Here is a 25,667-nt window from a genome sequence, read left to right on the forward strand (position 1 = left end):
CCGCCGGCGCGATCTCCCGTGCAGGTTCAGAAGCGCCGGTCACGGCACCAGATCGATCGTTTCGGTCGAGTGTTCCACGCAGATGAAGCAGCAATTGTCGCAAGGTTGGTCGTTATCAGGTCCGACGCCGGCGGAGATCTGATCATTGCCGTCGACCCAGGCGCCGTAGCAGATGTGCTCACCCTGATTGCAGGTGAGCGGCACCGATTTCTGCGAGCCCGGATCGATCAGGAACACCTTGTCGTTGCCCGGCCAGACCGTCTCGCGGTCGCGGCTGAACAGCTCGACTGCAACCGCTTCCTTGCGCAGGTTCTTGACGAAGAAGGCCATGTCGGCGGCCTGCGCCGAAGTGGCGAAGACCAATGCCGCAAATGCTGCCATGCGAAACAGCGTCACCGCCGGACCTCCCCGAATCATCGCGGCAGAATCGCATGCCTGCCAGGAACTAGGAAGACGCTGAACCCGCGATCTCCCGTCCCACCCGTATTGTTTCCCGCACCAGAAGGTCGAGGTCGTCGCGCCTTGTGCGATGGTTGGCGATCGCCACGCGCAGCCAGTGCTCGCCATGCACCGTGGTGTCGGAGAGGGTGGCAATGCCCTGCTCCTGCAGCCGCAGCATGATCTCGGTGTTGAGCGCCTTCAACGCCTCGCCGCTGACGCCGGGCTGGTAACGGAAGCAGACGATGTTGATGGTGGGCGCCATGGCCAGTTGCAGCGACGGCTCGGCCTCGACCAGCCCGGCGAGATAGGAGGCCTGTGCGATGTTCTGGTCGATCAGGCGGCCGAACTTGTCGATGCCGTGCTGTTTCAGCGCCATCCATACTTTCAGCGCGCGAAAGCCACGCGAGGTCTGCAGGCCGTAATCGTGGAGCCAGTCGCCCGAGGCAAGGCCGCGCGGCGTCGATTCCAGATATTCCGGCGTCACCGCGAAAGTCCGGCGATGCGCGATGGCATCCCTGACCAAGGCACAGCCGGCCTCGAACGGCGCATGCAGCCATTTGTGCGGGTCGAGCGCGATCGAATCCGCCCATTCGATGCCGGCAACGCGATGCGCATTGTCCGGCGCAATCGCAATCAGCGCGCCGATGCAGCCATCGACATGGAACCAGAGGTCTTCCTCATGCGCGAGTTTGGCAAGTGCCCGCAGGTCATCGATCGCGCCGGTGTTCACCGTGCCGGCATTGCCGATCACGCAGGCCGGTTTGAAGCCGGCCGTGCGGTCTTCCGATATCGCTGCCCGCAAGGCCGATATGTCGATGCGCAGCCCGGCGTCGGACGGGATCCGTCGCAGCGCGCGATTGCCGAGGCCAAGCGCTTCCATCGCCTTGCGGTGGCAGGAATGGATCTGGTCCGAGCCATAGAAGCGCAGCGGCTTTTCAATGGCGGCGACGCCGTGTTCGCGCACGTCGATGCCGGCCTTGGTGTTGCGCGCCACCGTCAGCCCGACGATGTTGGCCATCGAGCCACCGCTGACCAGCGTGCCGGAGGCGGAAGCCGGGAAGCCCAGCATCTCCTTGCACCAGTTGACCACCTGGTTATCCATCAGCCCGGCGGCATGGTTGCCGCCGCCAAGATTGGAGCCCTGAATCGCCGCCAGGAAATCGCCAAGCGCGCCGGTGAAATTGCTCGACCCCATGTACCAGGCCCAGAAGCGCGGATGGACGTTGCCCATCGGATAGGACATCACCGTGCGGGAGACCTCGCCATAGACCGCGTCCAGCGGCACCGGCGATCGCGGCAGGGGTGCCGCGAAAGCCTCTCTCATATCAGCCGGCATCTCCCGCCAGACCGGGCGGCCGCGCACGTCGCGCAGATAGTCGACGGCCTCGTCGATGACCCGATGCGACAGGGCCTGGACGTCGGCCCAGTCCAAGGGGTCAAGCGTTTCCTCGGCGACCATGCCGAGGGTTTCCGGTGCGACGTCCATGACAGCCTCCTCCCGTCAAGCCACGGGGAATTGGCAGCCCGGCGTCGAATGCGACAGCGCCGTCTCGCCGGCGTCCATCTCGGCCTCGATGCCGTCGAAGAGCGGCGTCGACATGTAGCGTTCGCCGGTGTCGGGCAGCATGCACAGGATCACTGCGCCGGCCGCCGCATTCTCCGCGACCTGACGCGCCACGGCGAAGGTGGCGCCGCCGGAAATGCCGGTGAAGATGCCTTCCTGGCGTGCCAGCGCCTTGGCCCATTTGATGCCCTCGGGCCCGGCGATCGGCATCACCTCGTCATAGAGGCTGGTGTCGATCGCCTCCTGCAGGACATTGGGGATGAAGTCCGGCGTCCAGCCTTGCACCGGATGCGGCTCGAAGGCCGGATGGCTGGCGGCGGGCGCGCCGTCGGCACCGCGCTGCTGCGCCTTGCCGCTGCCGATGAGCTGCGCGTTGGCCGGTTCGGCGAGCACGATGCGGGTGTCCGGCCGCTCGCGGCGCAGCACGCGCGCCACGCCGACGACGGTGCCGCCGGTGCCATAGCCGGTGACGAAGCCGTCGAGCCGCGAGCCGGCGAAATCGTTGATGATCTCGCGCGCGGTGGTCGCCTCGTGGATGGCGGCGTTGGCCGCCGTCTCGAACTGGCGGGCGAGGAACCAGCCATTGGCCTCGGCCAGTTCCACCGCCTTCTTGTACATGCCGAAGCCTTTTTCGGCGCGCGGCGTCAGCACCACCTTGGCGCCCAGCATGCGCATCAGCTTGCGGCGCTCGACGGAAAAGCTATCGGCCATGGTGACGACCAGCGGGTAGCCTTTCTGCGCACAGACCATGGCGAGCCCGATGCCGGTGTTGCCGCTCGTCGCCTCGACCACCGTCTGGCCGGGCTTCAGTGAGCCGCTGCGTTCGCCTTCCTCGATGATGTTGAGCGCCAGGCGGTCCTTCACCGAGGCGCCCGGGTTGAAGAACTCGGCCTTGACGTAGATGGTCGCATGAGCCGGTCCGAGATTGTTGATGCGCACCGCCGGCGTGTCGCCGACGGTATCCAGAATGCTGTCGAACAGGCGGCCGCGCCCGGCGGTGGTCCTGATCTTTTGTTTGTTCAACATCCTTGTTCTCCTCGATCGTTGTGTCTCGTCGTCGTGTCTGTCTTCACAGGCTGGTTACAAACCGGCGGTTTGGGCGGCGAGGTTTGGAGACCTTGCCGCGCTAGGACTGACCTGACGGCACTGCGGCAATGCCGCAGCCGGCGCGAAAACGCGCTGCCGGATGCCGTATCGTGTTCGATGATACAGCAGGGGCCGACAGGCCAGCGTGGGAGCAGGCGTGGGAAGAGCCGTGGAATCCGCACCATCGAGACTGGATCGCGCCATGCCGATCCTCTCCGTGCGCACGCTCGGATCGCTGGCGGTCGTGCGCGATGGCGTGCCGGTGGTGCTGCCGGCGTCGCGCAAGGTGCGCGCATTGCTTGCCTATCTGGCACTGGCGCCGCATCCGGTCGGGCGCGGTCGCCTGTGCGAAATGCTGTGGGATGTGCCGAACGACCCGCGTGGCGAATTGCGCTGGTGCCTCAGCAAGCTGCGCGGCGTGCTCGACACGCCGGACCGGCGCCGGGTCCTGACGCAGGGCGACACGGTCGCACTCGATCTCGACGATTGTCCTGTCGACGCGCTGGAGGTGAACCACGCCGCGACACAGGGGATCGAAACGCTTGAATTGGAGCCGTTGCGAACGCTGGCCGGGCTGTTCGCCGGCGCGTTCCTCGACGGGCTGGAGCTCGAGCGCAGCCCGCTTTTCGACAGTTGGCTGATCGCCCAGCGGCGCCGCCTCGGCGCTTGCCATGCGGCGGTGCTGGAGCAGCTTGTCGAAAGATTGCCTGCGGATTGCGACGAGGCAATCGGCCATCTCGACAAATGGGTGGAGCTGGCGCCGTTCGACGGGCGCGCGCACGCCGCGCTGCTGGCGAGCATGGTCCGGCGCGGCGAGGTCGGCGCGGCCGAGCGGCATCTGGCGGCGGCGCAACAGTTGTTCCAGTCGGAGGATCTGGATTTCGCACCGCTTCGCGCCGCCTGGCGGACGATCCGCGATCAGGCGCCGGCGGTCTCGCTTCGGGCGCCGCCGGTGCCCGCGCTGTCGCAGCCGGTGGCGCCATCGGGCGATGCCAGCGCGGTCGAACCAAGCCACGCTTCGCTGGCGGTGATGCCGTTTATCGAGGAAGCCGGCGGCACGCGCGGTGGGCTTGCCGATGGTTTCACCCACGACATCATCACCCGCCTCGCCAAGCTCAGGGATTTCTTCGTCATCGCGCGCGGATCGGTGTTCGCGCTGGCGCAGATGAACATCGCGCCGGACGAAGCCGGCAGAAAACTGAATGTCGACTATGTCGCCACCGGCACGGTGCGCAGCCAGGCCGGCCGCCTGATCGTCAGCGTCGAGCTCATCGAGGTGCGCACGGCCAGGATCGTCTGGGCCGAGACCTTCGAACGCCGGCCCGACGACATTTTCGCCGTGCTCGACGATATCGGCGACAGCATTGTCTCGTCGATCTCGGCCGAGATCGAAACCGTCGAGCGCAACCGCGCCATGCTGAAGGCGCCCAATTCGCTCAATGCCTGGGAGGCCTATCATCGCGGCCTCTGGCACATGTACCGTTTCACGCATGCGGAAAACGAGCAGGCGCGGAACTTCTTTGCCACGGCCGTCGAACTCGACCCGACCTTTGCCCGCGCCCATGCCGGCCTTTCCTTCACCCATTGGCAGGCCGCCTTCCAGCGCTGGGGCGACCGCGACCGCGAAAGCGCTCTGGCCTTCGAAAGCGCCGGCCAGAGCGTGCTGGTCGACGACCACAATCCCGCCGCGCACTGGGCGATGGGACGGGCGCTGTGGCTGCGCGGCGAGCAGGACGGATCGCTCTCCGAACTCGAACGCGCGGTCGACCTCAGCCCGAATTTCGCGCTCGGCCACTACGCGCTGTCCTTCGTGCATTCCCAGTCTGGCGACCCGCAGGCAGCGATAAGTTCGTCCGACCATTCGCGGCATCTCAGCCCCTTCGACCCGCTGCTGTTCGGCATGCTGGGCGCGCGGGCGATGTCGCATGTCCGGCTCGGCCAGTTCGAGGAGGCGGCCGAATGGGCGCTGAAGGCGGCGGCGCGGCCCAACGCCCATGCCATCATCCTGGCGATCGCTGCGCATTGCCTGGCGCTGGCCGGACGACTGGACGAGGCGCACGGTTTCGCCGCCGCCATCCGCAAGACAATGCCCGATTACCGCGCCGACGATTTCATCGGCACCTTCCGCTTCGAGCCGGATGCCGAGGCGCTGTTCCGGCAAGGCGCCAGGCGGATCGGCCTGAACTGAAAGCCGTGCGCGCCGCCACCGGTTAACGAAGCCGGAAGGAGTTGTTTAACCGTTCATGGCTATGTGACGCCCAGGGGGGTCCATGGCAAAGTGAGTATGATGAGCGACAGCCCCGACAAGCGCAGCGAATGGCGCGCCATTCTTTATGTACAGGCCCGCGTCGCCATCCTGTTCGTTCCGGTGGTTGCCAGCCTGCTCGCCATCGCCGCCCTTGCCGGCAACGACCGCAAATCCGTTCCCGATGTCGACCGGACGGTCACCGGGTCGGTGCGATAGGTCCGGCCGAACCGTCGCCGCCGAAGCCGGCTCAATAAAATCGCGGGATCGGTCCCTTCTGCGGCGTCGTGCGGTCGCCGAGGTCGAGAAAGACCTCGTCGACATAGCACCATCCCCAGCCCTCCGGCGGATCGTAGCCCTCGATGACCGGGTGGCTGGTGGCATGAAAATGTTTTGTCGCATGGCGGTTGGGCGAGTCGTCGCAGCAGCCGACATGGCCGCAGGTGCGGCAGAGCCGCAGATGCACCCACCACGAGCCGCTCTTCAGGCACTCCTCGCAGCCGAGTGCGCTCGGGGTCACGTCCTTGATCCCGGCCGCATGCTTGCATTCATCCGCCATCGCACTCTCCCTTCCAGTTGAGGCTCAACTCTTCGTTTGCGCAAGATAGGCATGCAATGCCGCGACCACCTGGGCACCCTCGCCGACAGCCGCCGCGACGCGCTTGACCGAGCCGCAGCGCACGTCGCCAATGGCAAACACGCCGCCGAGGCTGGTCTCCATCAGGCCGTGCGCCGGTCCCAGCTCCGATCCGGTGCGGATGAACCCCTTGGCGTCCAGCGTCACGTTGCACTGCGCGAGCCAGTCGGTGTTGGGGTCGGCGCCGATGAACAGGAAGAGATGGCGGATCGGGCGTGTCGTTTCCTCGCCGCTGACGCCGTTGCGCCAACGCACCGTAGCAAGATTGCCGCCCTCGCCCTCCAGCGCCTCGATTTCGGTCCCGGTCAGCACTTCGATGTTCGGCTGCGCCCTGATGCGCTCGACCAGATAGCGCGACATCGAGGCTTCGAGGCTGCCACCACGCGCCAAGAGCACCACCTTGTGCGCATGACTGGCGAGGTAAACCGCCGCTTGGCCCGCCGAATTGCCGGCGCCGACCAGCGCCACTTCCTGGCCGGCGCAAAGCCGCCCTTCGATGGGCGAGGCCCAATAATGCACGGAGGTGCCCTCGAACTGCGCCAAATTGGCGACATCGAGGCGGCGATAGCGCGCGCCGCTGGCGATGACCACGCTGCGCGTGCGCACCATCTCGCCGTCGCCGACATCGAGCAAATAGCGGGCGCCTGAATTGTCGGTCGCGGCGCTCAACAGCTTGGCCTCGTCGGGAATCACCATTTCGACGCCGAATTTCTGCGCCTGGTTGTAGGCGCGCGCCATCAGCGCCATGCCGGTAATGCCTGTCGGGAAACCGAGATAGTTCTCGATGCGCGAGGAGGCGCCGGCCTGCCCGCCGAAGGCCCGGCAATCGAGCACGATGGTCGACAGCCCTTCGGACGCCGCATAGACCGCGGCCGCCAGCCCGGCCGGTCCGGCGCCGACAATGGCGACGTCATACAGCGTATCGGCATCGATCGGCCTGAGCAGGCCGATGCAGCGGGCAAGGTCCTTCTCGGTGGGGTTGCGCAACAGCCTGCCGTTCGGACACAGCACGACCGGCAGATGGTGGGGATCGATGTCGAAGCGCTCGACCAGGGTTTTCGCGCAGGGGTCACTGGCGGAATCGAGCACGCGGTGCGGCTGGCCGCTGCGGGCCAGGAAGCCCTGCAGCCGCAACACGTCGGCATTGTCTGATGGTCCGATGATGATCGGCCCGCTGGTGGCGCTTTCCAGGAGCCCGACACGGCGCAGGATCAGCGCCCGCATGATCCGCTCGCCGAGATTGGCCTCCTGCACCATCAGGTCGCGCACACGCTGCGAGGGGATGACGAACGCCTCGACCGGCTCGGCGGCCTGAGCATTGACCAGCGAGGGGCGGGCCGAAAGCTGCGCCAGTTCGCCGACGAAGCTGCCGGGTCCATGGGTGACGATGGTCTCGCGCCGGCCGAGCCCGCCATCCTGTGTGATATCGACCTTGCCCGACAGCACGAGGATCAGGCCTGGCGCCACATCGCCGGCCTTGATGATGTGCTCGCCGGCGGCATAGGCGCTTGCCTCGCCGAACCGGCGCATACGGTCTATGTCCGCCTCGGCCAGCGTCGGAAAGGCCTGGTCGCGACGGGCGCCGAAGATCGCGGTGCTGGATTGAGACATGCTGGATCGAGACATGGTTTTGAGCGTAACGAAGCGGGCGCCGGGTTTGAAGCGGTTTGTTTGGTGCCTAGCCGGGAGGCGAGGCTGGCGACACGAGGTGCCGAGAGACGGCGTCGGGCGCAGATGTTCAGCGCGCTACCCGATCAGCCCGTTCAAAGGCCTGACGGCGATGCTGGACGGGAATACACGCTGCGACAAAGCGAGCTCCGAGATGCCGAGATGGTCGCGCAGAAGGCCCTTCAGCACCGCCCGAAGATCGGTGGTCGGCATCAGGTCCCGGCCTTGATACAATTGGGAGGTTCCAAGTCCCGGCCAGTCCGCCACCACCCGTCCGCCCTTGACGGCGCCACCCATCAGGAAGGCCGTCGTGGCGGTACCATGATCGGTCCCCTCATTGCCGTTGATCCGCGCCGTGCGCCCGAACTCGGTGATGACCACGATCACGGTATCGTGCCAGACGGACTTCAGGCCGCTGACCAAACCCTCCAAAGCGCTGTCCAGGGCCGCCAGCAGCCTTGCCAGCTTCCCGTCCTTGGCGCCCTCTTTCGCGTGCGTGTCCCAGCCGTCGAAGCTGAGTGCGGCAATGCGCGGGCCGGACTCGGCCGCAAGCAATTTCGCCGCGCCCTCCGCAGCCTCGCGAAAGGAAGGCGCTGCCATCTGTGTGCGCGGCACCGGATCGCCGCCATGACCGGACAGGCTGTCTATCTCGCGGCCCTCGATAAAGGCACGCAAGAGCGCCGGATCGATTTCGCCATAAAGCCCCATAAGGCGATCTTGCGTGTCCGGGGAGGCCGACCGGAAATTTGGCGGCGTCCATGTCAATGTCGGTGCGGCACCGCGGAAAATCAGCGGAACGGTGGGACTGACGGCCAACCCGACCGGCCGGGCGACCTCGATCCGGTCGCCGACCGGAAGTTCCAGCACCGCACGATTGAGCCAGCCGGATGCTGTATCTCTCGGTCCTGGCATGCCGCTTTCCAGGACATCCTGGCCGTCGAAATGGGATCGATCCCTGTAGGGCGTGGCGGCGGCATGGACGATCAGGGTGTCGCCGGCGACGTAGTGGTCGTGCAATGTCCGCATCGCATCATGCAAGCCGAAAAACCCGTCCAATGACAGGACCCGGCCGATGCCGGCCACGCCAATCGCAAGCTCGCCCCGCAACCGCGCGTAATCCGGGTCCCCGATGGGTGGCGCAACGGCCAGGCCATCCAAGGCTCCGCGCAGGATCACGACCACCATCCGTGGATCGCGCGGCGCCGCGTGGGCCATGCGTGGCATTCTCGACCAGGCGACGAAACTGCCGTTTGAGGCAGGCATGGGGGGTATCCCCGTCATCTGCGTTGGAACTCCGGGCTCATGAGCAACAAAGTCAGCGCCTGGGATCTGCTTCGGGCGTGGGCGATATGCTCCCGCGTGGTTGCGGAACAAGCCATGCCCAGCACCGCATCGACGAGGGCCAGCGGATCCAGGTCGACACGGGCGCGCGCCGCCAGCTCTTCGGCGAAATCGAGGCGATCGGTCATCGCATTGCCCGCCAGCCAGCTATCGGCGTGATCAGGAAAGCCATTGGGGGCGTTCGGATTCCACAATGGCTGCCCAAGCGCACTCAACACGCGCGCGACCTGCGCGACATCGATGCGCAGGTCCAGTGCCCTGAGAGCCGACCACAGGAATTCGCTGGGGCTCTTGATCTTCACCGCCGGCCCCCACGCCTTGTCGTGGAGAAGCAGCATTCGTACGCACGCTTTGAGATCCCCGGCACTCTCCAGGAAGATTGCCGCGATCGTTTCGGCAATGTCGGGCGCGGGATCATCGTTGATGAAGTGACGGACGAGCTTCCAGGCGATCCGCCTTGCCGTTGCTTCATGGCCCGCCAGGGCGGACAGAACCGCTTCGCCCTGATCCAGGCCGGTTTGCGGATAGTCGACATCCATGACCACCTGGCCGCCAGGCTCGTGTGCATCCGCGGTGAAATAAAAGCGCCCATAATCATCGGCGAGTTCATCGTCCTCGCTGGCGCCCCTGTAACTCCAGCCGGTCAGCACTTTCGACAGCGCGCTGACATCTGCCTGCGAATAGCCCGCCTCGACCCCGACCGTGTGCAATTCCAGCAACTCGCGCGCGTGGTTTTCATTGCAGCCGCGCCCGGACCGGCGCCCGATCACCGAATTCGGCCCGACCGAATTGGCGCTGTTGAAGTAGGAAAGCATCGCCGGGTGCCGGGTTACAGCGACAAGCATGTCTTCGAACCGCCCGAGCACGAAAGGCCGGATGGCTTCCCGCTCGAATGCCGCCGCGGTGCGCCGGACAGTGCCATTGGCACTGGTTTCGACGACGAAATGGTTCATCCAGAATGTCACCAGCCGCTCGGCGAGCCCTGTCCTGGCAATCAGGGCGCGGTCTATCCGGGCCCTGACTTCCGCTTCGAGCACCCGGCGATCGATCGGCACGAAGAAGGTGAGGCGGCGGATCGCCGCCGCGAGATAGCCGCGCGGAAGCCGGTCCTGGCGATGTCGTTGCGTGATGATTTCGGCGGCGGACAGGAGATCTCCGCCAGTAAGGAGGGCTATGTCCGGTTCATCCAGCTCATTGAGAAGAACAGTGCGTGGATCGCCATCCAATAGAGACAGATCGCGGGATCGCGGCCCGAGTCCGAAACGATGATAACCAATCGATGCGGATGCGAAAACCACTCATTCCCACCCTGTCCATGGACTCAATATTGAACGTGGCGAGCAACATACGTTGCCGACCAGCAAAAAAAAGCGGCCGGTGAAGGTATGCTATCGTGCAATAGTGGTACGCGACCGGTATATCCGATCTAGACTAGGATGGTACGATGGTTCGGACAGGTCGGGAGGAGTTGCGTTTAAAAGCGAGCAGGGCGGCGACCAATAGGACATTGACAAGGGCGAGCCCAAGCAGCACCGACAGCAGGCCCGACGCGCCGACATGCTCCAGCAAGAGAGCGCCGAGCGAAGGCGCGGCAGCCTGGGCAATCAAGCTTGGCATGGCAAGCCGTCCCATCAGTTTCGCGTAACCGGGGGCGCCGAACAGCGCCAGAGGCAACGTGCCACGCGCGATGGATTCCAGACCGATGCCGGCGCCGTAGAGCGCAAGGGCGACCGGCAGCATCGGCAGTCCGGTCCACAGCGCGGCAACGCCGAAGATCACAAATGTCACCGAGGCCAGCTTGGTCCATATCGGATGATGATAGCGGGCAATGGCCATCTCGACGGCTCGGGCACCGACCTGCGAAGGGCCGACCAGCGCGCCGAGGCCAACCGCGGCAGCGAGTGCGAGGCCAGTCGACTGCAGCACGGTCAGCAGATGCACCGACAATGTCGACGATATGACCGCCGACAGCGTGATGCTTGCCGCCAGCGTGGCCATCAGGGGCAGGCCGCGCGGTGCCAGGCCGGCTTCCGGGCCGGTGGCCGCCGCGACCGGGGGTTCGGCGGGAACGCCACGCGGCAGCACGAGCAGATAGGCGGGCAATGCCACCAGGAGCTGGATTGCCGCATACGCCAGGCACACGCCGCGCCAGCCGAACGCATCGAGCAGAAGCGCCGAAATCGGCCAGCACACCGTGCTGGCGAAGCCGCCAAACAGCGTCAGGCTGGTGATCGTCGAACGGGCGCCGCGCCCATACAGCCGTCCGAGCGTGCCGAAGGCCGCATCGTAAAGGCCGGCGCCCATTCCGAAACCCATGATGAGCCAGCCGGTGACGAAGACGGGCAGGTTCGGCGACGCGGCAAGCACCGCCTGGCCGATGCCGAGGCAAACGGCGCTGAAGGCGAGCGTCATGCGGCCGCCATGGCGTTCGATTGCCGCGCCGACATGCGGCGATATCAGGCCCGCGACCAGCAGCCCGAGCGACAGGCTGCCGATCACCCAGGGAAACGGCCAGCCGGTTCGAGCCGACACGGCGGGGCCAATCACGGCCGGCAGGTAGTAGGAAGAGCCCCACGCCATGATTTGCGTGAGCCCGAGCGTCGTGACGATGACGCGACGGTCCGGCGTCGATTGGTCTCGGCTCATCAACGGGCCGGATAGGTCACCGCTTCACCATCCTCCTTGGTGAAGCTGGCCACAGGGTGGTCGAGCAAGTCCAGCACCAGTTCCGACGGCCGGCAAAGCCGCGTGCCGCGCGGTGTCTCGACAATCGGCCGGTTCATAAGAATTGGATGAGCGAGCATCTGGTCGATCAACTCGTCCTCGCTCCATTTTGCGTCGGCGAGGCCCAACTCGGTATAGGGCGTGCCCTTCTCACGCAGCAGCGCCCGCGCGGGCATGTCCATGGCCTTGAGCAGGCCGACAAGGCGAGAGCGCGAGGGTGGATTTTTCAGGTACTCTATGACGTCAGGCGTTTCGCCGCTCGCTTCGATGAGAGCCAGCGTGTTGCGTGACGTGCCGCAAGCCGGGTTGTGATAGATGGTGACAGTCATGGCGCTGCCCTTTCGGTGTGTGCGACGGTCGAGGCTGGCGAAAGCAGCCAGCTCATTGTACCGGCGGCGATGAGTGCGCCGGCCAGTTCGGCGACGATGAACCCGGGAAGGTCGGCAGGCCGAATGCCGGAAAAGCTGTTGGACAGCGAACGCGCCACGGCAACCGCGGGGTTGGCGAACGACGTCGATGCCGTGAACCAGTAAGCGGCGGTGATGTAGAGACCGACCAGCCAGGGAACGGCTTTCCGCTCGAACCGCACGCCCGCCAGGATGACGGCGACCAGGCCGAAGGTCGCGACACCTTCAGACAGCCATTGAGCGCCGCCGGTGCGTATGTGCGTTGAGGCCTGCACGAACGGCTGGCCGAACATTGCGTGCGCCGTCACCGTGCCGGCAATGCCGCCGAGGGTCTGGGCCACGATGTACAGTCCAGCCAAGCGCATCGGCAGCTGCCGCAGGACCGTGAAGACCAGCGTGACCGCCGGATTGAAATGCGCTCTGCAGATGGGCGCCAGGATGGTGATGAGGACCACAAGAATGGCGCCTGTCGGCAGCGTATTGCCGAGCAACGCAACAGCTTTGTCCGGCGTCAGCGTCTCGGCCATGATGCCGGAGCCGACCACCGTGGCGACGAGGAAAGCAGTACCGAGCGCTTCGGCCGCGACACGGCGCGGCACGCTGTATTCAGGCATCGGCATGGCTTCCATTGTTCGGGACGCAGCATGTCGGGTTGAGCGCCGGCGAACAGATTTCCGGCCGGCCGGAGCAGCAATCCTCCATCAAAAACCGGATAAGGCCGGTCAGCGCGTCATACTCGGCGCTATAGACGATCGACCTGGAATCTCGCCGCGCGGCAACCAGGCCGGCGCGTTCAAGTTCCTTCAGGTGAAAGCTGACATTGGAGGGCGAGACCTCCATCTGCTCTGCCAGGACGCCGGCGGCGATGCCCTCTGGTCCCGCAATGACCAGCCGCCGCAAAAGCCTCAGACGCGTTTCCTGCGACAGCGCCCCGAATGCGGAAAGGGCTTGACGTTCATCCATATTTCAATAATCCTAAAAATATCAAAATAAGGATTTATCGCAGATGCTCGCCCCTGACAACACTGAATTTGACAACACCGAATTTGACCATGTCCTGCCGCCCGGCTCGGCCGACATCACCATAGACGGCTTGCTTGGGTTCCTGTCTGCCCACGGGGAAAAGGCCCTGGTGTTTGTCTATGACGGACGCGCGGTGCGATCTGGCTACCACGTGACCGAGGTGAAGGCCGGCCAGTTCGCCGCCCTCGATTGCGGTGCCAATCCCGAATCCTGGTCGGAGATCTTTGTGCAGCTTTTGGATGTGGATGAGGCCGAGCGCACGCATATGCCGGCGGCCAGGTTCTCGGCCATCATCCGCAAGGTAACCGAGCATGTCGGGCTCGACCATTCGGCCAAGCTGACCTTCGAGGTCAGCGACGGCGTGCGGCCCATGCAACTCTACAGCGCGGCCGTGCCCGAACTAGTCGCGGGCACCGTGCGTGTCGACTTGTCACCGCGACCAGCGAGCTGCAAGCCGCGCGACCGATGGCTCGAGGAGCAACAGAAGGCCAACGCCTCATGTTGTGCACCGGCAATTGATGGAAAAACGTGCTGCAGCTGACATTTGGCTGGCCGCCGAGCAGAGAGCCCACGCGGATTGGACACTTCACCCCAAGGCCAAAGGGGCTGTGCATCTCCGATCCGCCAAAGTTCCGACGACCCGGCATTCAGCCACCCGGCCGCAGGCGCAGTCATCGACCATGGTGCTAAGAACAGGGCTTGAAGTGCATTGTTACCCATTCTGCGGCCGCAATGCCGTCACCATAGGTCATTTCGATAACTTCCGCGTCGTTCAGCAGTTGGCAAATGGAACCGAATACAGCGGCACTCAACTGACGACTGCCACTGATTGCCTCCTGTAAGAGAGCAAGCAGCCCCGTCATTTTGGGTAAGGTTGAGATCTGGAGAGAACTCCCGCCAGAAAAGTGCGGAAAGATGATGGCGGAGACTTTATCGGCCGTTTCGCAGTGGCGAAATGGCTTCAGATATTTAACCGTGCGGCCGTCCGGACGCCGGAATTCAGGCAACCGATCCAGGGACGGAACCGATGACCGCAGCCGATCCCAGCTCCCTGGTTTCACGGCAAAACTGAAGGGCATACCCCATATGCGCGGCCGCCGCGAAGACACCAAGGTGACATCGTCAGAGAAGGCCGACATCCCTAACGCGTTTAGCAGCGCAGCCAAGGTCGTCTTGCCACGGCCGGAAGCGCCGGCCAGCAGAACCGCCCCTGCATCCGCACGGAGCGCAGCCGAATGCAGCGCGATCCAATACGGCTGTCGATCAAGTACGACGTGCATCACGGCTTCCTTCAGTCCAACAGCCACCGCCGCAGGATCGGCATATTCAGTAAAGTCACTTGATAGGCCTCGTATCCTGTAGCCGTCTCGGTACTGGTCGACCGATAGATTGGCCTCCACGACTTGCGTTTTGGACGAACCGGCCGCTTGTTTTCGGAGATGACCCGCGAGCGCTTCCCAGGCTTTTTTTGATCGCGCATCGGCAAAGGAAATCGCAATCCGAGCACCTGCGATGCTGTAAATATCCCCTGCCTTTGCTGCGCTGGTTTGCCTGAGGGGCAGGACGGATGGAAGCGACCCTTGTTGTGGCCAGTGGCACAAGAAGCCCATGGCTAGCCATTGCGCCACGCAATTCGAGACATAGCCGCTCGCCTCGTCAGGCGCACATTTAACCCGCCTCGCAAAATTTTGTGTCACCGTGTCGGGCTGGGTTCCAGCAACAATGTCAAACCAGACGGATCCAGAGTCTTTGTCCAGGCGGTATATACGCTGCTGCGACTCCGAAAACATGACAACGTCGGAATCGAGCTTATGGGCCACGGCGCCAAACGCCGGAGTAATGGGCACGGTCCCCACCCACGGACCGAGCGCCCGCCGTGAGGTCAAGCGCGTTCCCACCGCCGCTGAACCTTGTGAAGCCTTATAATCCTCCAAGCACTTCGAGCTACAGAAAGTCCGAGCCGATCCAATCGTCGATATGACACGTTGTGCTTGATCGCGATCTGACGGCGATAAAGAATTCGCGGTAAGATGCCACTGACGTGCCCCTCGATCTTCACATCGATTAGGCGTTGTAGGTTCAACATGAAAACTTCACGGCCAAGTGCTAGCCGCCCTGAGGGCAGTCTTCGACAAACGGCACTCCAATCGATATCGTAACCGAGAGCCAGGAGTTCACGGCAGTCGAGCAACCGCCTCAAATCGACTTCACCCGTGCGTAACCTTCGGTCTTGAATCATGTCGTGCACAATAAGGTGCGTCACCCATTCCTCCGGGCTAGGCAGCCTCAACCGCGCCCCGGCCACTTCAACGACCCGGCTGCGGACGGCTCCATCTGTAGAAAAGAGCGCCACAGGCCCCGGCGGTCGTAGATGCAGGTCCAAGGATCCTGCATCGGATGGTCGATAGAATTTCCCGTAGGCATGGACACCAGGGTCACCCGCAAGCGGCCTGTAACCGAGGTTGACAAGCTGCGCTACGCAAGTCTCGATAACCTCATTGTCAACCACAACGTCCAGGTCACTGACCATCCTTGCACCTAAGCGACTCTCCGGGAGCGCCAGAAGAAGCGCTGCTCCCTTGATCAGAAGTGGCTCGATGCCGACGCTATTCAGCGCTTTGACCAATTCCAAGACTTGTTGCCGCAAGCGAAGGTTTCGCAACTCGTTCAGGTGGTGGATAAAACCGAGATACTTCTCCACGTCGGTCGGAGCAAAACGGAGGAGATCGCGATCCCGCAAGAAAACATACAAAGCTGGAAGTATGAGGTGCCGGTTCGCTTCCACGATAACCGCATCCCACTGGAGCGGATGCACCATGCCGACCGTGAGAGCGGCGCAAACAAGTTGAAAACTGGATCCCGATCGTAAGGTCTCGAAAACTGGGCCGACATCCGCGGTGGGTGCATCAATGTTTTGGATTTCGGTCAACACGGATGCTCTTTCTATCGGTGCCGGCCCCCGGGTGGTTGTGGGGTGTCGATGCCGAAGCGAAGTTTTTTGGACCCGGGCTAGCCGCCCCTCCCGGCCTTGCCCCCAGTTTCAGCGGGCTTGCCACCCGAGAGACCTCCCGACGCCGCCACGGCTTGGGAATTCATGCTCACATCCAGCAGCAAGGTCACTGCTGGAGGTGTCAGAACCGAAAATTTTCCGACTCCTTTGATGAAATCACGTCGTGCCAACTGCGAATGCGCATTCGGGTCTTCTTTGCCGTCGTTCCCGTCCATCTGAAAACCTCCTTTGCCGCGCTTGTGTCTGTCACCACATCAGTCTGATAGATCCTAGTAGAAGAAGGCGAGCGTATATTGCGGGGCACTGCCTGACCACATATCCAGTGGCATCTCCTATCTCCTATATTGGCTTAGGGGCATCGTCCGTTTGTCGGCGATCGTCGGGTTTTGGATATCGAAAGGAGTAGCGATCCGCGTGGGGACCGACCAGGTCGCGACAACTTCACCGCCCATCTCAGGGCCGACAGCTTGCTGCCGCGGAATAACAAAAAGCCCGGACGAACCGGGCTTTTTGTCTAAACGTCTGAACCATACAAAACGGTTCGAAACGGGAATTTGGTGCCCAGAAGAGGACTCGAACCTCCACTCCTTGCGGAACACGGACCTGAACCGTGCGCGTCTACCAATTCCGCCATCTGGGCTGGTGCGGGCTCATGTAAGCGGGCAAGTGATTGCTGTCAACGCGCTTTTTTCAAAGCGGTTCGCTGCTTGCCGGCTCAGCCCTCCAGGACTTCCTTCGACGCGACGGTGGAATCGGCGTTGAGCTGGTAGATGACAGGCACGCCGGTGCCGAGCTCCAGCTTGACGATCTCCTCGCCCGACTTGCCGTCCAGCGCCATGATCAGCGCGCGCAGCGAGTTGCCATGGGCGGCGACCAGCACTGTGCCGCCGCGCAGCACGTGCGACTGCATGTCATGCAGGTAATAGGGCCAGACGCGCGCGCCAGTGTCCTTGAGGCTTTCGCCGCCGGGCGGCGGCACGTCGTAGGAGCGGCGCCAGACATGCACCTGGTCCTCGCCCCACTTCTTGCGGGCATCGTCCTTGTTGAGGCCGGAAAGGTCGCCATAGTCGCGCTCGTTGAGCGCCTGGTCGCGGATGGTCTCGAGGTCGCTCTGGCCGACGGCGTCGAGAATGTGCTGGCAGGTCTTCTGCGCCCGGATCAGGGCGGAGGTGAAGGCGATGTCGAACTTCAGGCCGCGCGCCTTGAGTTTCTGGCCGGCCGCCTTGGCCTCGGCGTGGCCCTGCTCGGTCAGATCGACATCGCGCCAGCCGGTGAACAGGTTCTTCAAATTCCATTCGCTCTGGCCGTGGCGCACGAGCACGAGGGTTCTCGACATGTTTGCTCCCTACAATCCCTACTAGATGTGACGGTCTGGCTCAGCTTAAGCCGAGCACGTCCCGCATCGAATACAGCCCCGGCTTCTTGCCGCGTGCCCAAAGCGCCGCCTTGACGGCGCCGCGGGCGAAGATGGCACGGTCCTCGGCATGGTGGGACAGCGTGATGCGCTCGCCAGTGCCGGCCAGGATCACGCTGTGGTCGCCGACGACAGAGCCGCCGCGCAGCGTGGCAAAGCCGATCGAGCCGGTTTTTCGCACGCCTGTGTGGCCGTCGCGTGAACGCACGTCATTGCCGGCCAACGCGATATCGCGTCCGGCGGCGGCGGCCTCGCCGAGCAGCAGTGCCGTGCCCGAGGGCGCGTCGACCTTGTGCCTGTGGTGCATTTCGAGGATCTCGATGTCGAAATCGTCGGCATCGAGCGCGCGCGCCGCCTGTTCGACCAGCACCGCCAGGAGGTTGACGCCGAGGCTCATATTGCCCGACTTGACGATCGTCGCGTGGCGCGCGGCGGCAGCGATTTTCGCATTGTCTTGCGCCGAGCAGCCGGTGGTGCCGATGACATGGACGATGCGCGCCTGCGCCGCGTAGCCGGCGAATTCGACCGTCGAGGCCGACGTGGTGAAATCGAGCACGCCGTCGGCCTTGGCGAAGGCCGGCAGCGGATCGTCTGATATCGGCACATTGATGATGCCGATGCCCGCCAGCTCGCCGGCATCCTTGCCCAGATGCGGCGAATCCGCCCGCTCGACGGCGCCGATGACGCGCGCGCCCGGAATGGTATGGATGGCGCGGATCAGCGTCTGGCCCATGCGGCCGGCCGCGCCCACCACCACGAGGCCCATATCGCTCGTAGGCTCGCCATCGCTTGCAGGCTTGCCGGTCGTTGCCGATGTCTCGCTCATGCCGTGCTCCCGGCGATGTTCTGCGTCTCTAGGTCTCGACCCGAAGTTTGGATCGGCGCGCTGTCGTCGACAAGCCCCAGGCCCTTGACGCCCTGTATGCGGTGGAAGCGGGCATAGATGCTGTCCGGGTCGGCCATCAGCGTCGCGTGCGTGCCTTCCTCGACCAGCCGTCCCTCTTCCAGCACGATGATGTGGTCGGCATTGATCACCGTCGACAGCCGGTGCGCGATGACGATCGTCGTGCGCCCTTGCATGACATGGGTCAGCGCCTCCTGGACGCGCGCCTCGGCCTCGTTGTCGAGGGCCGAGGTCGCCTCGTCGAGCAGCAGGATCGGTGCCTGGCGCACGATGGCGCGGGCGATCGAGACGCGCTGGCGCTGGCCGCCGGAAAGGGTCGAGCCGCCTTCGCCGACCGGCGTGTCGTAACCTTGCGGCTGCTGGCGGATGAACTCGTCGGCCGCCGCCTGTTTCGCCGCCTGCTCGATCTCGGCGTCGGTGGCCGACAGACGACCATAGCGGATGTTGTCGCGGATCGTGCCTTCGAACAGATAGGGTGCCTGCGCCACATAGGCGATCGACTGCCGCAGCGAATGCTTGGTCACCTTCGAGATATCCTGGCCATCGACCTCGATGGTGCCCTGGTCGACGTCGTAGAAGCGCTGCAGGAGCGCCACCAGCGTCGATTTGCCGGCGCCCGACGCACCGACGATCGCCGTCACCTTGCCGGCGGCGGCGGTAAAGCTCAGATCCCTTAGCACCGGCAGGTCGGCGCTGTAGCCGAACGTCACATTGTCGAAGCGCACCTCGCCGGTGGTGACCCTGGCCTCGACGGCATCGGGCGCGTCGCCCTGTTTCGGCTCCAGGTCCAGCAGCTCGTAGATCATGCGCGCGTTGACCAGCGCACGTTCCATGCCCACCTGTGTGCGCGCCAGGCGTCTTGCCGGGTCGTAGGCCATGATCAGCGCGGTGATGAAGGAAAACACCGCGCCCGGCGGTTGCCCCAGCACCAACGCCCGGTAGCCGGAATAGGCAAGCACGGAGGTAATGGCGAGACCGCCCAGAATCTCGGAAATCGGCGACAGCCGTTCCGAGACGCGGGCGATCTTGTTGTTACGCTGCTCGGCCGTATCGGCCATGATGCCGATGCGGCGCGCCAGCTCCTCCTCCAGGGTGAAGGCCTTGACGATGGCGATGCCCTGCGTGGCCTCCTGCACGGAACCGTTCAGCCGCGAATTGATCAGCACGGATTCCCGGTTGATACGCCGCAACCGGCGGGTGATGTAGACGACGGCCCAGATCAGCGGCGGGCCGATCAGCAGCGAGCTGAGCGACAACACCGGATCCTGGTAGATCATAACGCCGACGAGAGCGACCAGCGTGACCGCGTCGCGGCTGATGGAGGTCAGTGTCAGCGACAGCAGATCGCGAACGCCGCCGACATTCTCGTTGACCTGTGCCGCCAGCCGACCGGAACGCGTATCGTTGAAGAAGTCGACGCCGAGCTTCATCAGATGGTCGAAGCTGCGCTTCTGGTAGCGCGCGACCAGATTGTTGCCGATCTTGGCCAGCGCGACGGCCTGGCCATAGCCGGCGAAGCCGCGCAGCACGGAGGCGCCCATGAAACCGGCGCAGATCCAGACGATCATATCGCCGCGCCGTTCGTAGAAAATCTGGTTGATCATCGGGGCCATGATCCACGCCGTGAAGGCAGTGGTGCCGGAAACAATCAGCAGGCAGGTGACGGCAACGACATAGGTCCAGCGATACTCATTGCCGTTTTCAGCGAGGATGCGGCGGAGCACCGCCGTGACCTCGCTGGGCCGGACTTTCTGTTTGTGTGGGGCTTGAAGGGTCAAATCGGGAGCGCTTCGTGGTTTTCCGCCTCGTAGGACCGGGCTGCAAATTCGGCACCCCTCTTAGCGCCATGCGGCCGGCTTGCCTATGGCCGCGGCTGATTAACTTCGTCGCGGGCGCCCAAGCGGATCGCGACCCCTGAGCTTCAGGCCTGCCAGCGCCGGCCTGCCGTCTGGACGCCGAACAGCGAGGGGTTCCTGGCATAGGCGGCAAGGCCCAGAAGTGCGGCCAGCGGATGGGTGATGACATAGACCGGCATGGTGCGCATCAGCGCACTGTGCGGTGCCTTGTCCTCGAAGGCAGCGCGGAAATTGCCTTGCTTCAGCGCCGGCACGATCTTCTGCGCGATGCCGCCGGTGAGGAACACACCGCCACGGCTCATGAACACCAGGGCAAGGTCGCCGGCGGTGCGCCCGAGGCAGGTGACGAAGGTTTCCAGCGCTTCCTGCGCCACCGGATCGGTCTTGGCCAATGCCGCGCCGGTGACCTCGGCCGGCGTGGTGAACGGCGCGGGCTTGCCGTCGGCCTTGGCCACCGCCCGGTAGACGTTGACGAGACCGCGTCCGCACAGGATCTGTTCGCCCGAAATGCGGCCCTCGAGCTTCTCGATATGCGGGAAAACCTCGAAATCGCGTGGCGTGCGTGGGCCTATGTCCATATGGCCGCCCTCGCCGGGCACCGGGATCCAGTGGCGCAGCGCATGGACCAGCCCGGCAACGCCGAGGCCGGTCCCGGGTCCGAGCACCACACGCCCGGCATTGGGCTCCGGCGTGCCGCCGCCGATCTTTTCCATGTGCTCTTCGCCGAGCGCGACGACGGCCAGCGCCTGCGCCTCGAAATCGTTGAGCACGACGATATCGCTCAGGCCAAGATTGGCGAACATCTGCTTGGGCTTGACCACCCAGGGGCAGTTGGTGAGTTCGATCTCGTCGCCATCGACTGGCCCGGCCACCGCCAGCACCGCCGAATTGGGCCGCACCGACGAGCGGTCGAGCACGGCCGCCTGGATCGCCTCGTCGATGGTGTTGTAGTTGGCGGTCTGGACGATTTGCGGCTCGGTAGGTTCGGAATTGGCGTCGAGCACGATCGAAAAGCGCGCATTGGTGCCGCCGATGTCGCCGATCAGGATCGGAAACCGCAGCAAAGTGTCGTCATCGCCTGCCATGCTCTTCGTCCGCCTCGTTCTCGGCAGCTTCTCACCGCCTCGTCGTTGACTAGCGCATGGTCCCGCAAAGGGAAAGCCGCTTCAGTGCCAGTTTTCAAGCGCTGACGCCGCCCCTCACCTGCCTGCCGGCATGCTCTCCCCGTAAACGGGGCGAGGGACGCTGTCATTGTGCGCGGCAGTCAGTTTGCCGGCGGTCGTGGCCGCGGCACCGGAGCGCCCATTCTGGGGGTGGCCGCGAACGCATTGGCCGCGCTTGGCAAATCGCCAGCGCCGCCGACCGCGGTGACGGGCTGTGCCGGCGCTTCCGGTTCGGGCGCGACGACGGCGACAGGCACAGCGCCGCCATGGTAGGTCGCGGCTTCGGCCGAGGCCGGCCCCGGCGCATCGAGCACGGCGCGGCATTCGCCGGGCAGGTTCGCCATCGTCATCACGTCGCGGGCTTTCGGCGCATCGGGGTTCTTGTTGGGCCGCCACGGCTCCTGCGTGAACCACCAGGCCAATGGCTTGCCGCAACCATCATCATCCGGCGTCGCCTCCTGCGCCTTGCAGTTGGGCGAACCCGGCTGGCAGCCGATGCGCATATGGAAATGATAGTCGTGGCCCCAGAACGGCCTGACCTTGCGCAGCCAGGTTCGATCGCCCTTGACGGTGTCGCAGAGCTTTTTCTTGATGCCCGGATTGACCAGGATGCGCTCGACTTGTGGATAGCTCGCCGCCCGTTTCAGAAGCGCCGTATGCTGCGGCGTCCACAATGCGTCCTTCACCAGATGGGTCTTCTCGTCGACCATCAAGGTGGCGCTCATCGATTCGCGCTGCGCCGCCGACAGCGGCCGGCTGGGCATCGGCGTCAGCCAGATGTCGGCGTCGAGGCCGATCTGGTGCGAGGCATGGCCGGTCATCATCGGGCCGCCGCGCGGCTGCGAAATGTCGCCGATCAAAAGGCCGGGCCAGCCATCGGCGGCAGCGTCGCGCGACAATTTTTCGATCACCGCGATCATCGCCGGATGGCCCCAGCGGCGGTTGCGCGAGGGGCGCATCACCTCCCAGGTCGGGCCGTCCATGGGAATGGCGACGCCGCCGGCAAAGCAGCCCTTGGAGTAGAAGCCGATCGACTGCGCCGCGGTCGCCGCCGGCAGTTTCTTGGCGCCGAACAAGTCCTTGGCCCGCTCCTCGGCCATTGCAGGCTGCGCGGCGAGAGCGAACAGGCCAAATGCTGCCGCCAGCAGTGATTTCTTGCCCAGCCGCATCGCCATGTTCATGAAACCGGATCCCCAACGCAATCCCAAGACCGAATCATAGCACGCAACAGTCAGCGCTTCATCGGGCTGCGCGCCTCGCCGTCGCGCCAGTTGCCGTCAGCCCACATATGGTCGAAGGCGGTGCGGTAATCCGGGAAGCGAAAGCGATAACCCGTTGCCTTGATCGCCGCGTTGGCGACCCGTTTGTTCTCGCCATAGAAAGACCGCGCCAGGGGCGAAAGTTGGGCGGTGTCGAAAGGAATTTCGGGCGGCGGCTCGACGCCCATCAGCGACGCGGCATAGGCGACGACATCCTGCGGCGGCGCCGGCTCATCGTCGGTGACGTTGAAGATGCCGCCTTTGTTGCTCCCGATGAGCTGCCAGAGCGCACCGGCAATGTCGTCGCAATGGATGCGGTTGAACACCTGGTCCGGCTTGACCAGCCGCCTTGCCGTGCCGTTTTCCAGATTGACCAAAGCGTTGCGGCCCGGACCGTAAATGCCGGATAGCCGCAGGATCGCCACCGGCCGGTCGATGTCCCGGCCGAGCTTCAGCCAATCCTGTTCCGCCGCGACCCGCATCACCGAGCGCTTCGACACCGGCCGGCATTCGGCTGTTTCATCGACCCAGGCGCCGCCATAGTCGCCATAGACGCCGACGGTGGAGAGATAGCCGATCCATTCCAGCGCCGGCATGCGAGCGATCGTCGCGCGGGCGGCATTCAGCACGGGATCGCCGGCGTCGTCCGGGGCGACCGAGACCACCAGATGCGTCGTTTTCTTCAGCGCCTCGCCGACTTCAGCGGTCAGCGCGCCGTCGAACAACAGCGGTTCAATGCCGGCCTGGCGCAGCGCCTCGAATTTTTCTTCAGAGCGCGTGGTGCCGACGATCGCGGTGGCATCCTTGTTGGCGCGGGCAAAGGCCTTGCCAGAGTAGCCGGCGCCGAAGATCAAGACCTGTCTTTCGCTCATGCCTGTGCCCTGTTTGGCCGCGCCAGGCGCCATTCCTCGCGCACCGCCGCATCGTTCTCGGTTGCCAGGCCGATGGCGGCCCGTTCGGCATATTCGGTCTCGGGCACAAGCCGCGCCAGCGCCCATATTGCCGCGCCCCGCACCAGCGGCGAGGCATCGTCCAGCAGTCCACGCACGGCGCCGGCAAGCGCGGCATCGCCGGAATTGCCGGCTGCGATCAGCACGTTGCGGACGAAGCGGTCGCGGCCGATGCGCTTTATCGGCGAGCCCGAGAAGAAGGCACGGAAGGCCGCATCGTCCAGTTCGAGCAGGTCGGCGATCGCCGGTTCGCGCAGATCGTCGCGCGCGGCGAGTTTTGCCTCGGAAGCCACCCGGGCGAACTTGTTCCAGGGGCAAGCGGCCAGACAATCGTCGCAACCATAGATGCGGTTGCCTATCGCCTCGCGGAATTCATGCGGGATCGGCCCCTTGTTCTCAATGGTGAGATAGGAGATGCAGCGCCGTGCATCGAGCCGATAGGGCGCCGGGAAGGCATCGGTCGGGCAGGCATCGAGGCATGCGCGGCAAGAGCCGCAATGGTCGATCTCGGCGCTGTCGGGGACAAGCTCCGCAGTGGTGAAGATGGTGCCGAGGAACAGCCAGGAACCGTGTTCGCGGCTGACCAGATTGGTGTGCTTTCCCTGCCAGCCCAGGCCCGCGGCTTCCGCCAGCGGCTTTTCCATGACCGGTGCTGTGTCGACGAAGACTTTGACGTCGCCGCCGGCGCGCGCGACGATCTTGCCGGCGATCTCCTTCAGCCGCCCCTTCATCACCTCGTGATAGTCGCGGTTTTGCGCATAGACCGAGATCGCGCCCCGGTCGCGCCTGGCCAGCAGGTCGCGCGGATCGTGGTCCGGTCCGTAGTTCATCGCCAGCACGATGATAGAGCGCACTTCAGGCCAGAGCGTGGAAGGCTCACTGCGCCGCGCAAGCGTCTCGGCGATCCAGTCCATCGAGCCGTGAAAACCATCGGCGACGAATTCGGCCAGCCGCGCCGGTGCCAACGGGATCGCATCGGGAGAGGTGACGGCGACGGCGTCGAAGCCGGCGCGACGCGCCTCCGCGTCGATCAGCGCGCGCAGTTTCGCGGCGTCAGAAGTCGAGGTCCGCATAATGCGACACCGGCGACAGGCCGCGCACTCGGTCGGTCAAAAGCGGCCGGAAGGAGGGCCGCGACTTCACCCGCGTGTACCACTCGCGCGCAGCAGTATGTTCGCGCCAGTCGATCTCGCCGAGATAGTCGAGCACCGACAGCGTCGCGGCGGCGGCGAGATCGGCATAGGTGACCCTGGAGCCGGCCAGCCAATGGCGGGTGCCGGCCAGCCAGTTGGTGTATTTCATATGCTGGCGGATGTTGGCGCGCGCGGCACGGATCGCGCCTGAATCGGGTGAGCCGCCGCCCGCCGTTTCCGGCATGATCGGCTTCAGCACGCGCTCGCGCACCAGATGCCTTGTGACCTCGCTTTCGGCCTTGTTGAGATACCAGTCGATCAGCCGGCGGATTTCGGCGCGCTGCATCGGATCCTCGGCGAACAGCCGCTTGTCGCGCTTCAAGACCCCGCGCGTCTCATCGAGATATTCCGAGATGACCGTTGCGCCGACGATCGGTACGTCGCCTTCGGCCAAAAGGATCGGCAGCGTGCCGGCCGGGTTCAGCGCCAGGAACTCCTTGCGCCGGGTCCACGGCTTCTCCTCGATCAGCGCCAGCTCCTCGCCATACTCGCCAAAGGCGAGGCGGACAAAGCGGCAGGTGGCGAACATGGGATGGTGGAAAAGCGTCAGCATGGTTCCGCGATGATAAAGCGCACTGGTGTGGTTCGGATTTGAAGTTCCTGTCCCCTCAACGGCATCCGCGTTCAGGAACTTCAAATCCAAACCACACCAGAACTTAAGTTGGCAGTGTGGCTCAGAATCCGGAATTCGCGCATCGCGCTCGTCCCAGCTGTGGCGAATTCCGGATTGCCACACTGGCGAATCGCAGGGCGCACCGGTAAGTCTTGGCCGCCCGGTTAGC

The 25,667-nt window shown here is 64.5% G+C and carries 25 protein-coding genes and 1 tRNA gene; 3 read left to right on the forward strand and 23 right to left on the reverse strand.

Annotated features, from left to right (window positions below):
- Nucleotides 1–39: 39 nt before the first annotated feature.
- Genes MESOP_RS03800 through MESOP_RS03810 form a run of 3 tightly spaced genes read right to left on the reverse strand, consistent with a single transcriptional unit; the run spans nucleotide 40 to nucleotide 3,031 of the window.
- Nucleotides 40–396: a hypothetical protein gene (locus tag MESOP_RS03800; protein ID WP_013892000.1), complete on the reverse strand. Its 357-nt coding sequence runs from the start codon at nucleotides 394–396 to the stop codon at nucleotides 40–42.
- A gap of 49 nt (nucleotides 397–445) precedes the next feature.
- On the reverse strand, nucleotides 446–1,927 hold the full coding sequence (locus MESOP_RS03805) for a pyridoxal phosphate-dependent decarboxylase family protein (protein ID WP_013892001.1): 1,482 nt from the start codon (nucleotides 1,925–1,927) through the stop codon (nucleotides 446–448).
- Nucleotides 1,928–1,942: 15 nt separating this feature from the next.
- Nucleotides 1,943–3,031 carry a PLP-dependent cysteine synthase family protein gene (locus MESOP_RS03810; protein ID WP_013892002.1) on the reverse strand — a complete coding sequence of 363 codons (1,089 nt, stop codon included), beginning with the start codon at nucleotides 3,029–3,031 and terminating at the stop codon, nucleotides 1,943–1,945.
- 262 nt (nucleotides 3,032–3,293) lie between these two features.
- On the opposite strand from MESOP_RS03810, the gene MESOP_RS03815 reads away from it, so the two are divergent.
- On the forward strand, nucleotides 3,294–5,279 hold the full coding sequence (locus MESOP_RS03815; protein WP_013892003.1) for a BTAD domain-containing putative transcriptional regulator: 1,986 nt from the start codon (nucleotides 3,294–3,296) through the stop codon (nucleotides 5,277–5,279).
- Nucleotides 5,280–5,378: 99 nt separating this feature from the next.
- Nucleotides 5,379–5,555: a hypothetical protein gene (locus tag MESOP_RS03820; protein WP_013892004.1), complete on the forward strand. Its 177-nt coding sequence runs from the start codon at nucleotides 5,379–5,381 to the stop codon at nucleotides 5,553–5,555.
- Between the two features lie 31 nt (nucleotides 5,556–5,586).
- On the opposite strand, the gene MESOP_RS03825 is transcribed toward MESOP_RS03820, so the two are convergent.
- From MESOP_RS03825 to MESOP_RS03860, 8 genes are all read right to left on the reverse strand, one after another.
- Entirely contained in the window at nucleotides 5,587–5,895 is a 309-nt protein-coding gene (locus tag MESOP_RS03825) for a UBP-type zinc finger domain-containing protein (RefSeq protein WP_013892005.1), read from the reverse strand.
- A 24-nt stretch (nucleotides 5,896–5,919) separates the two neighbouring features.
- On the reverse strand, nucleotides 5,920–7,584 hold the full coding sequence (locus tag MESOP_RS03830) for an FAD-dependent oxidoreductase (RefSeq protein ID WP_013892006.1): 1,665 nt from the start codon (nucleotides 7,582–7,584) through the stop codon (nucleotides 5,920–5,922).
- 135 nt (nucleotides 7,585–7,719) lie between these two features.
- Nucleotides 7,720–8,904: a DUF1501 domain-containing protein gene (locus MESOP_RS03835; protein ID WP_013892007.1), complete on the reverse strand. Its 1,185-nt coding sequence runs from the start codon at nucleotides 8,902–8,904 to the stop codon at nucleotides 7,720–7,722.
- A 14-nt stretch (nucleotides 8,905–8,918) separates the two neighbouring features.
- Complete coding sequence (locus tag MESOP_RS03840) at nucleotides 8,919–10,280, reverse strand: DUF1800 domain-containing protein (protein WP_013892008.1); 1,362 nt, start codon at nucleotides 10,278–10,280, stop codon at nucleotides 8,919–8,921.
- Between the two features lie 133 nt (nucleotides 10,281–10,413).
- Nucleotides 10,414–11,628, reverse strand: coding sequence for an MFS transporter (locus MESOP_RS03845; protein WP_013892009.1), 1,215 nt, complete (start codon nucleotides 11,626–11,628; stop codon nucleotides 10,414–10,416).
- Nucleotides 11,628–12,035: an arsenate reductase (glutaredoxin) gene (gene arsC / locus MESOP_RS03850; RefSeq protein WP_013892010.1), complete on the reverse strand. Its 408-nt coding sequence runs from the start codon at nucleotides 12,033–12,035 to the stop codon at nucleotides 11,628–11,630. Before arsC ends, MESOP_RS03845 begins: the two co-directional genes overlap by 1 nt.
- Nucleotides 12,032–12,727, reverse strand: a complete 696-nt coding sequence (locus MESOP_RS03855; protein ID WP_013892011.1) for an aquaporin — start codon at nucleotides 12,725–12,727, stop codon at nucleotides 12,032–12,034. The genes arsC and MESOP_RS03855 overlap by 4 nt, the downstream gene beginning before the upstream one ends.
- Nucleotides 12,720–13,076 (reverse strand): ArsR/SmtB family transcription factor, encoded by a 357-nt coding sequence (locus MESOP_RS03860; RefSeq protein WP_013892012.1) that lies wholly within the window; start codon nucleotides 13,074–13,076, stop codon nucleotides 12,720–12,722. The genes MESOP_RS03855 and MESOP_RS03860 overlap by 8 nt, the downstream gene beginning before the upstream one ends.
- Before the next feature lie 43 nt (nucleotides 13,077–13,119).
- On the opposite strand from MESOP_RS03860, the gene MESOP_RS03865 reads away from it, so the two are divergent.
- The gene (locus MESOP_RS03865; RefSeq protein ID WP_013892013.1) at nucleotides 13,120–13,677 is read left to right on the forward strand and encodes a DUF6428 family protein; all 558 of its coding nucleotides are present in this window, start codon (nucleotides 13,120–13,122) and stop codon (nucleotides 13,675–13,677) included.
- A gap of 145 nt (nucleotides 13,678–13,822) precedes the next feature.
- Here MESOP_RS03865 and MESOP_RS32930 read toward each other — a convergent pair whose 3' ends face one another.
- From MESOP_RS32930 to MESOP_RS03920, 12 genes are all read right to left on the reverse strand, one after another.
- A complete protein-coding gene (locus tag MESOP_RS32930; protein ID WP_140572367.1) occupies nucleotides 13,823–14,983 on the reverse strand; it encodes a hypothetical protein in 1,161 nt (386 codons plus the stop codon).
- Nucleotides 14,984–15,018: 35 nt separating this feature from the next.
- A complete protein-coding gene (locus MESOP_RS03875) occupies nucleotides 15,019–16,065 on the reverse strand; it encodes a nucleotidyltransferase family protein (protein ID WP_140572366.1) in 1,047 nt (348 codons plus the stop codon).
- Between the two features lie 80 nt (nucleotides 16,066–16,145).
- Entirely contained in the window at nucleotides 16,146–16,361 is a 216-nt protein-coding gene (locus MESOP_RS34830; RefSeq protein WP_013892016.1) for a hypothetical protein, read from the reverse strand.
- Nucleotides 16,362–16,701: 340 nt separating this feature from the next.
- A tRNA-Leu gene (locus MESOP_RS03880) sits at nucleotides 16,702–16,786 on the reverse strand.
- A 75-nt stretch (nucleotides 16,787–16,861) separates the two neighbouring features.
- On the reverse strand, nucleotides 16,862–17,482 hold the full coding sequence (locus MESOP_RS03885; protein ID WP_013892017.1) for a 2,3-bisphosphoglycerate-dependent phosphoglycerate mutase: 621 nt from the start codon (nucleotides 17,480–17,482) through the stop codon (nucleotides 16,862–16,864).
- A 40-nt stretch (nucleotides 17,483–17,522) separates the two neighbouring features.
- The gene (dapB, locus tag MESOP_RS03890) at nucleotides 17,523–18,386 is read right to left on the reverse strand and encodes a 4-hydroxy-tetrahydrodipicolinate reductase (RefSeq protein WP_013892018.1); all 864 of its coding nucleotides are present in this window, start codon (nucleotides 18,384–18,386) and stop codon (nucleotides 17,523–17,525) included.
- Nucleotides 18,383–20,242, reverse strand: a complete 1,860-nt coding sequence (locus MESOP_RS03895; protein ID WP_013892019.1) for an ABC transporter ATP-binding protein — start codon at nucleotides 20,240–20,242, stop codon at nucleotides 18,383–18,385. The genes dapB and MESOP_RS03895 overlap by 4 nt, the downstream gene beginning before the upstream one ends.
- Nucleotides 20,243–20,385: 143 nt before the next feature.
- Nucleotides 20,386–21,405, reverse strand: a complete 1,020-nt coding sequence (locus tag MESOP_RS03900) for a glucokinase (protein ID WP_013892020.1) — start codon at nucleotides 21,403–21,405, stop codon at nucleotides 20,386–20,388.
- 179 nt (nucleotides 21,406–21,584) lie between these two features.
- Nucleotides 21,585–22,664, reverse strand: a complete 1,080-nt coding sequence (gene mepA / locus MESOP_RS03905) for a penicillin-insensitive murein endopeptidase (RefSeq protein WP_013892021.1) — start codon at nucleotides 22,662–22,664, stop codon at nucleotides 21,585–21,587.
- Between the two features lie 50 nt (nucleotides 22,665–22,714).
- The gene (locus MESOP_RS03910) at nucleotides 22,715–23,614 is read right to left on the reverse strand and encodes an SDR family oxidoreductase (RefSeq protein ID WP_013892022.1); all 900 of its coding nucleotides are present in this window, start codon (nucleotides 23,612–23,614) and stop codon (nucleotides 22,715–22,717) included.
- Complete coding sequence (queG, locus tag MESOP_RS03915; protein WP_013892023.1) at nucleotides 23,611–24,765, reverse strand: tRNA epoxyqueuosine(34) reductase QueG; 1,155 nt, start codon at nucleotides 24,763–24,765, stop codon at nucleotides 23,611–23,613. The genes MESOP_RS03910 and queG overlap by 4 nt, the downstream gene beginning before the upstream one ends.
- On the reverse strand, nucleotides 24,746–25,438 hold the full coding sequence (locus MESOP_RS03920; RefSeq protein WP_013892024.1) for a glutathione S-transferase family protein: 693 nt from the start codon (nucleotides 25,436–25,438) through the stop codon (nucleotides 24,746–24,748). The genes queG and MESOP_RS03920 overlap by 20 nt, the downstream gene beginning before the upstream one ends.
- Nucleotides 25,439–25,667 lie beyond the last annotated feature (229 nt).

The sequence above is a fragment of the Mesorhizobium opportunistum WSM2075 genome, from assembly GCF_000176035.2.
Lineage (GTDB): Bacteria > Pseudomonadota > Alphaproteobacteria > Rhizobiales > Rhizobiaceae > Mesorhizobium > Mesorhizobium opportunistum.

Coding starts and splice junctions, on each gene's coding strand:
- MESOP_RS03815 (WP_013892003.1), top strand. CDS start 3,294: ATGCCGATCCTCTCCGTGCGCACGCTCGGATCGCTGGCGGTCGTGCGC.
- MESOP_RS03920 (WP_013892024.1), bottom strand. CDS start 25,438: ATGCTGACGCTTTTCCACCATCCCATGTTCGCCACCTGCCGCTTTGTC.
- MESOP_RS03835 (WP_013892007.1), bottom strand. CDS start 8,904: ATGCCTGCCTCAAACGGCAGTTTCGTCGCCTGGTCGAGAATGCCACGC.
- MESOP_RS03820 (WP_013892004.1), top strand. CDS start 5,379: ATGAGCGACAGCCCCGACAAGCGCAGCGAATGGCGCGCCATTCTTTAT.
- dapB (WP_013892018.1), bottom strand. CDS start 18,386: ATGAGCGAGACATCGGCAACGACCGGCAAGCCTGCAAGCGATGGCGAG.
- MESOP_RS03830 (WP_013892006.1), bottom strand. CDS start 7,584: ATGTCTCAATCCAGCACCGCGATCTTCGGCGCCCGTCGCGACCAGGCC.
- MESOP_RS03855 (WP_013892011.1), bottom strand. CDS start 12,727: ATGCCTGAATACAGCGTGCCGCGCCGTGTCGCGGCCGAAGCGCTCGGT.
- MESOP_RS03900 (WP_013892020.1), bottom strand. CDS start 21,405: ATGGCAGGCGATGACGACACTTTGCTGCGGTTTCCGATCCTGATCGGC.
- MESOP_RS03810 (WP_013892002.1), bottom strand. CDS start 3,031: ATGTTGAACAAACAAAAGATCAGGACCACCGCCGGGCGCGGCCGCCTG.
- MESOP_RS03910 (WP_013892022.1), bottom strand. CDS start 23,614: ATGAGCGAAAGACAGGTCTTGATCTTCGGCGCCGGCTACTCTGGCAAG.
- MESOP_RS03805 (WP_013892001.1), bottom strand. CDS start 1,927: ATGGACGTCGCACCGGAAACCCTCGGCATGGTCGCCGAGGAAACGCTT.
- MESOP_RS03865 (WP_013892013.1), top strand. CDS start 13,120: ATGCTCGCCCCTGACAACACTGAATTTGACAACACCGAATTTGACCAT.
- arsC (WP_013892010.1), bottom strand. CDS start 12,035: ATGACTGTCACCATCTATCACAACCCGGCTTGCGGCACGTCACGCAAC.
- mepA (WP_013892021.1), bottom strand. CDS start 22,664: ATGAACATGGCGATGCGGCTGGGCAAGAAATCACTGCTGGCGGCAGCA.
- MESOP_RS34830 (WP_013892016.1), bottom strand. CDS start 16,361: ATGGACGGGAACGACGGCAAAGAAGACCCGAATGCGCATTCGCAGTTG.
- MESOP_RS03860 (WP_013892012.1), bottom strand. CDS start 13,076: ATGGATGAACGTCAAGCCCTTTCCGCATTCGGGGCGCTGTCGCAGGAA.
- MESOP_RS03825 (WP_013892005.1), bottom strand. CDS start 5,895: ATGGCGGATGAATGCAAGCATGCGGCCGGGATCAAGGACGTGACCCCG.
- MESOP_RS03885 (WP_013892017.1), bottom strand. CDS start 17,482: ATGTCGAGAACCCTCGTGCTCGTGCGCCACGGCCAGAGCGAATGGAAT.
- queG (WP_013892023.1), bottom strand. CDS start 24,765: ATGCGGACCTCGACTTCTGACGCCGCGAAACTGCGCGCGCTGATCGAC.
- MESOP_RS03845 (WP_013892009.1), bottom strand. CDS start 11,628: ATGAGCCGAGACCAATCGACGCCGGACCGTCGCGTCATCGTCACGACG.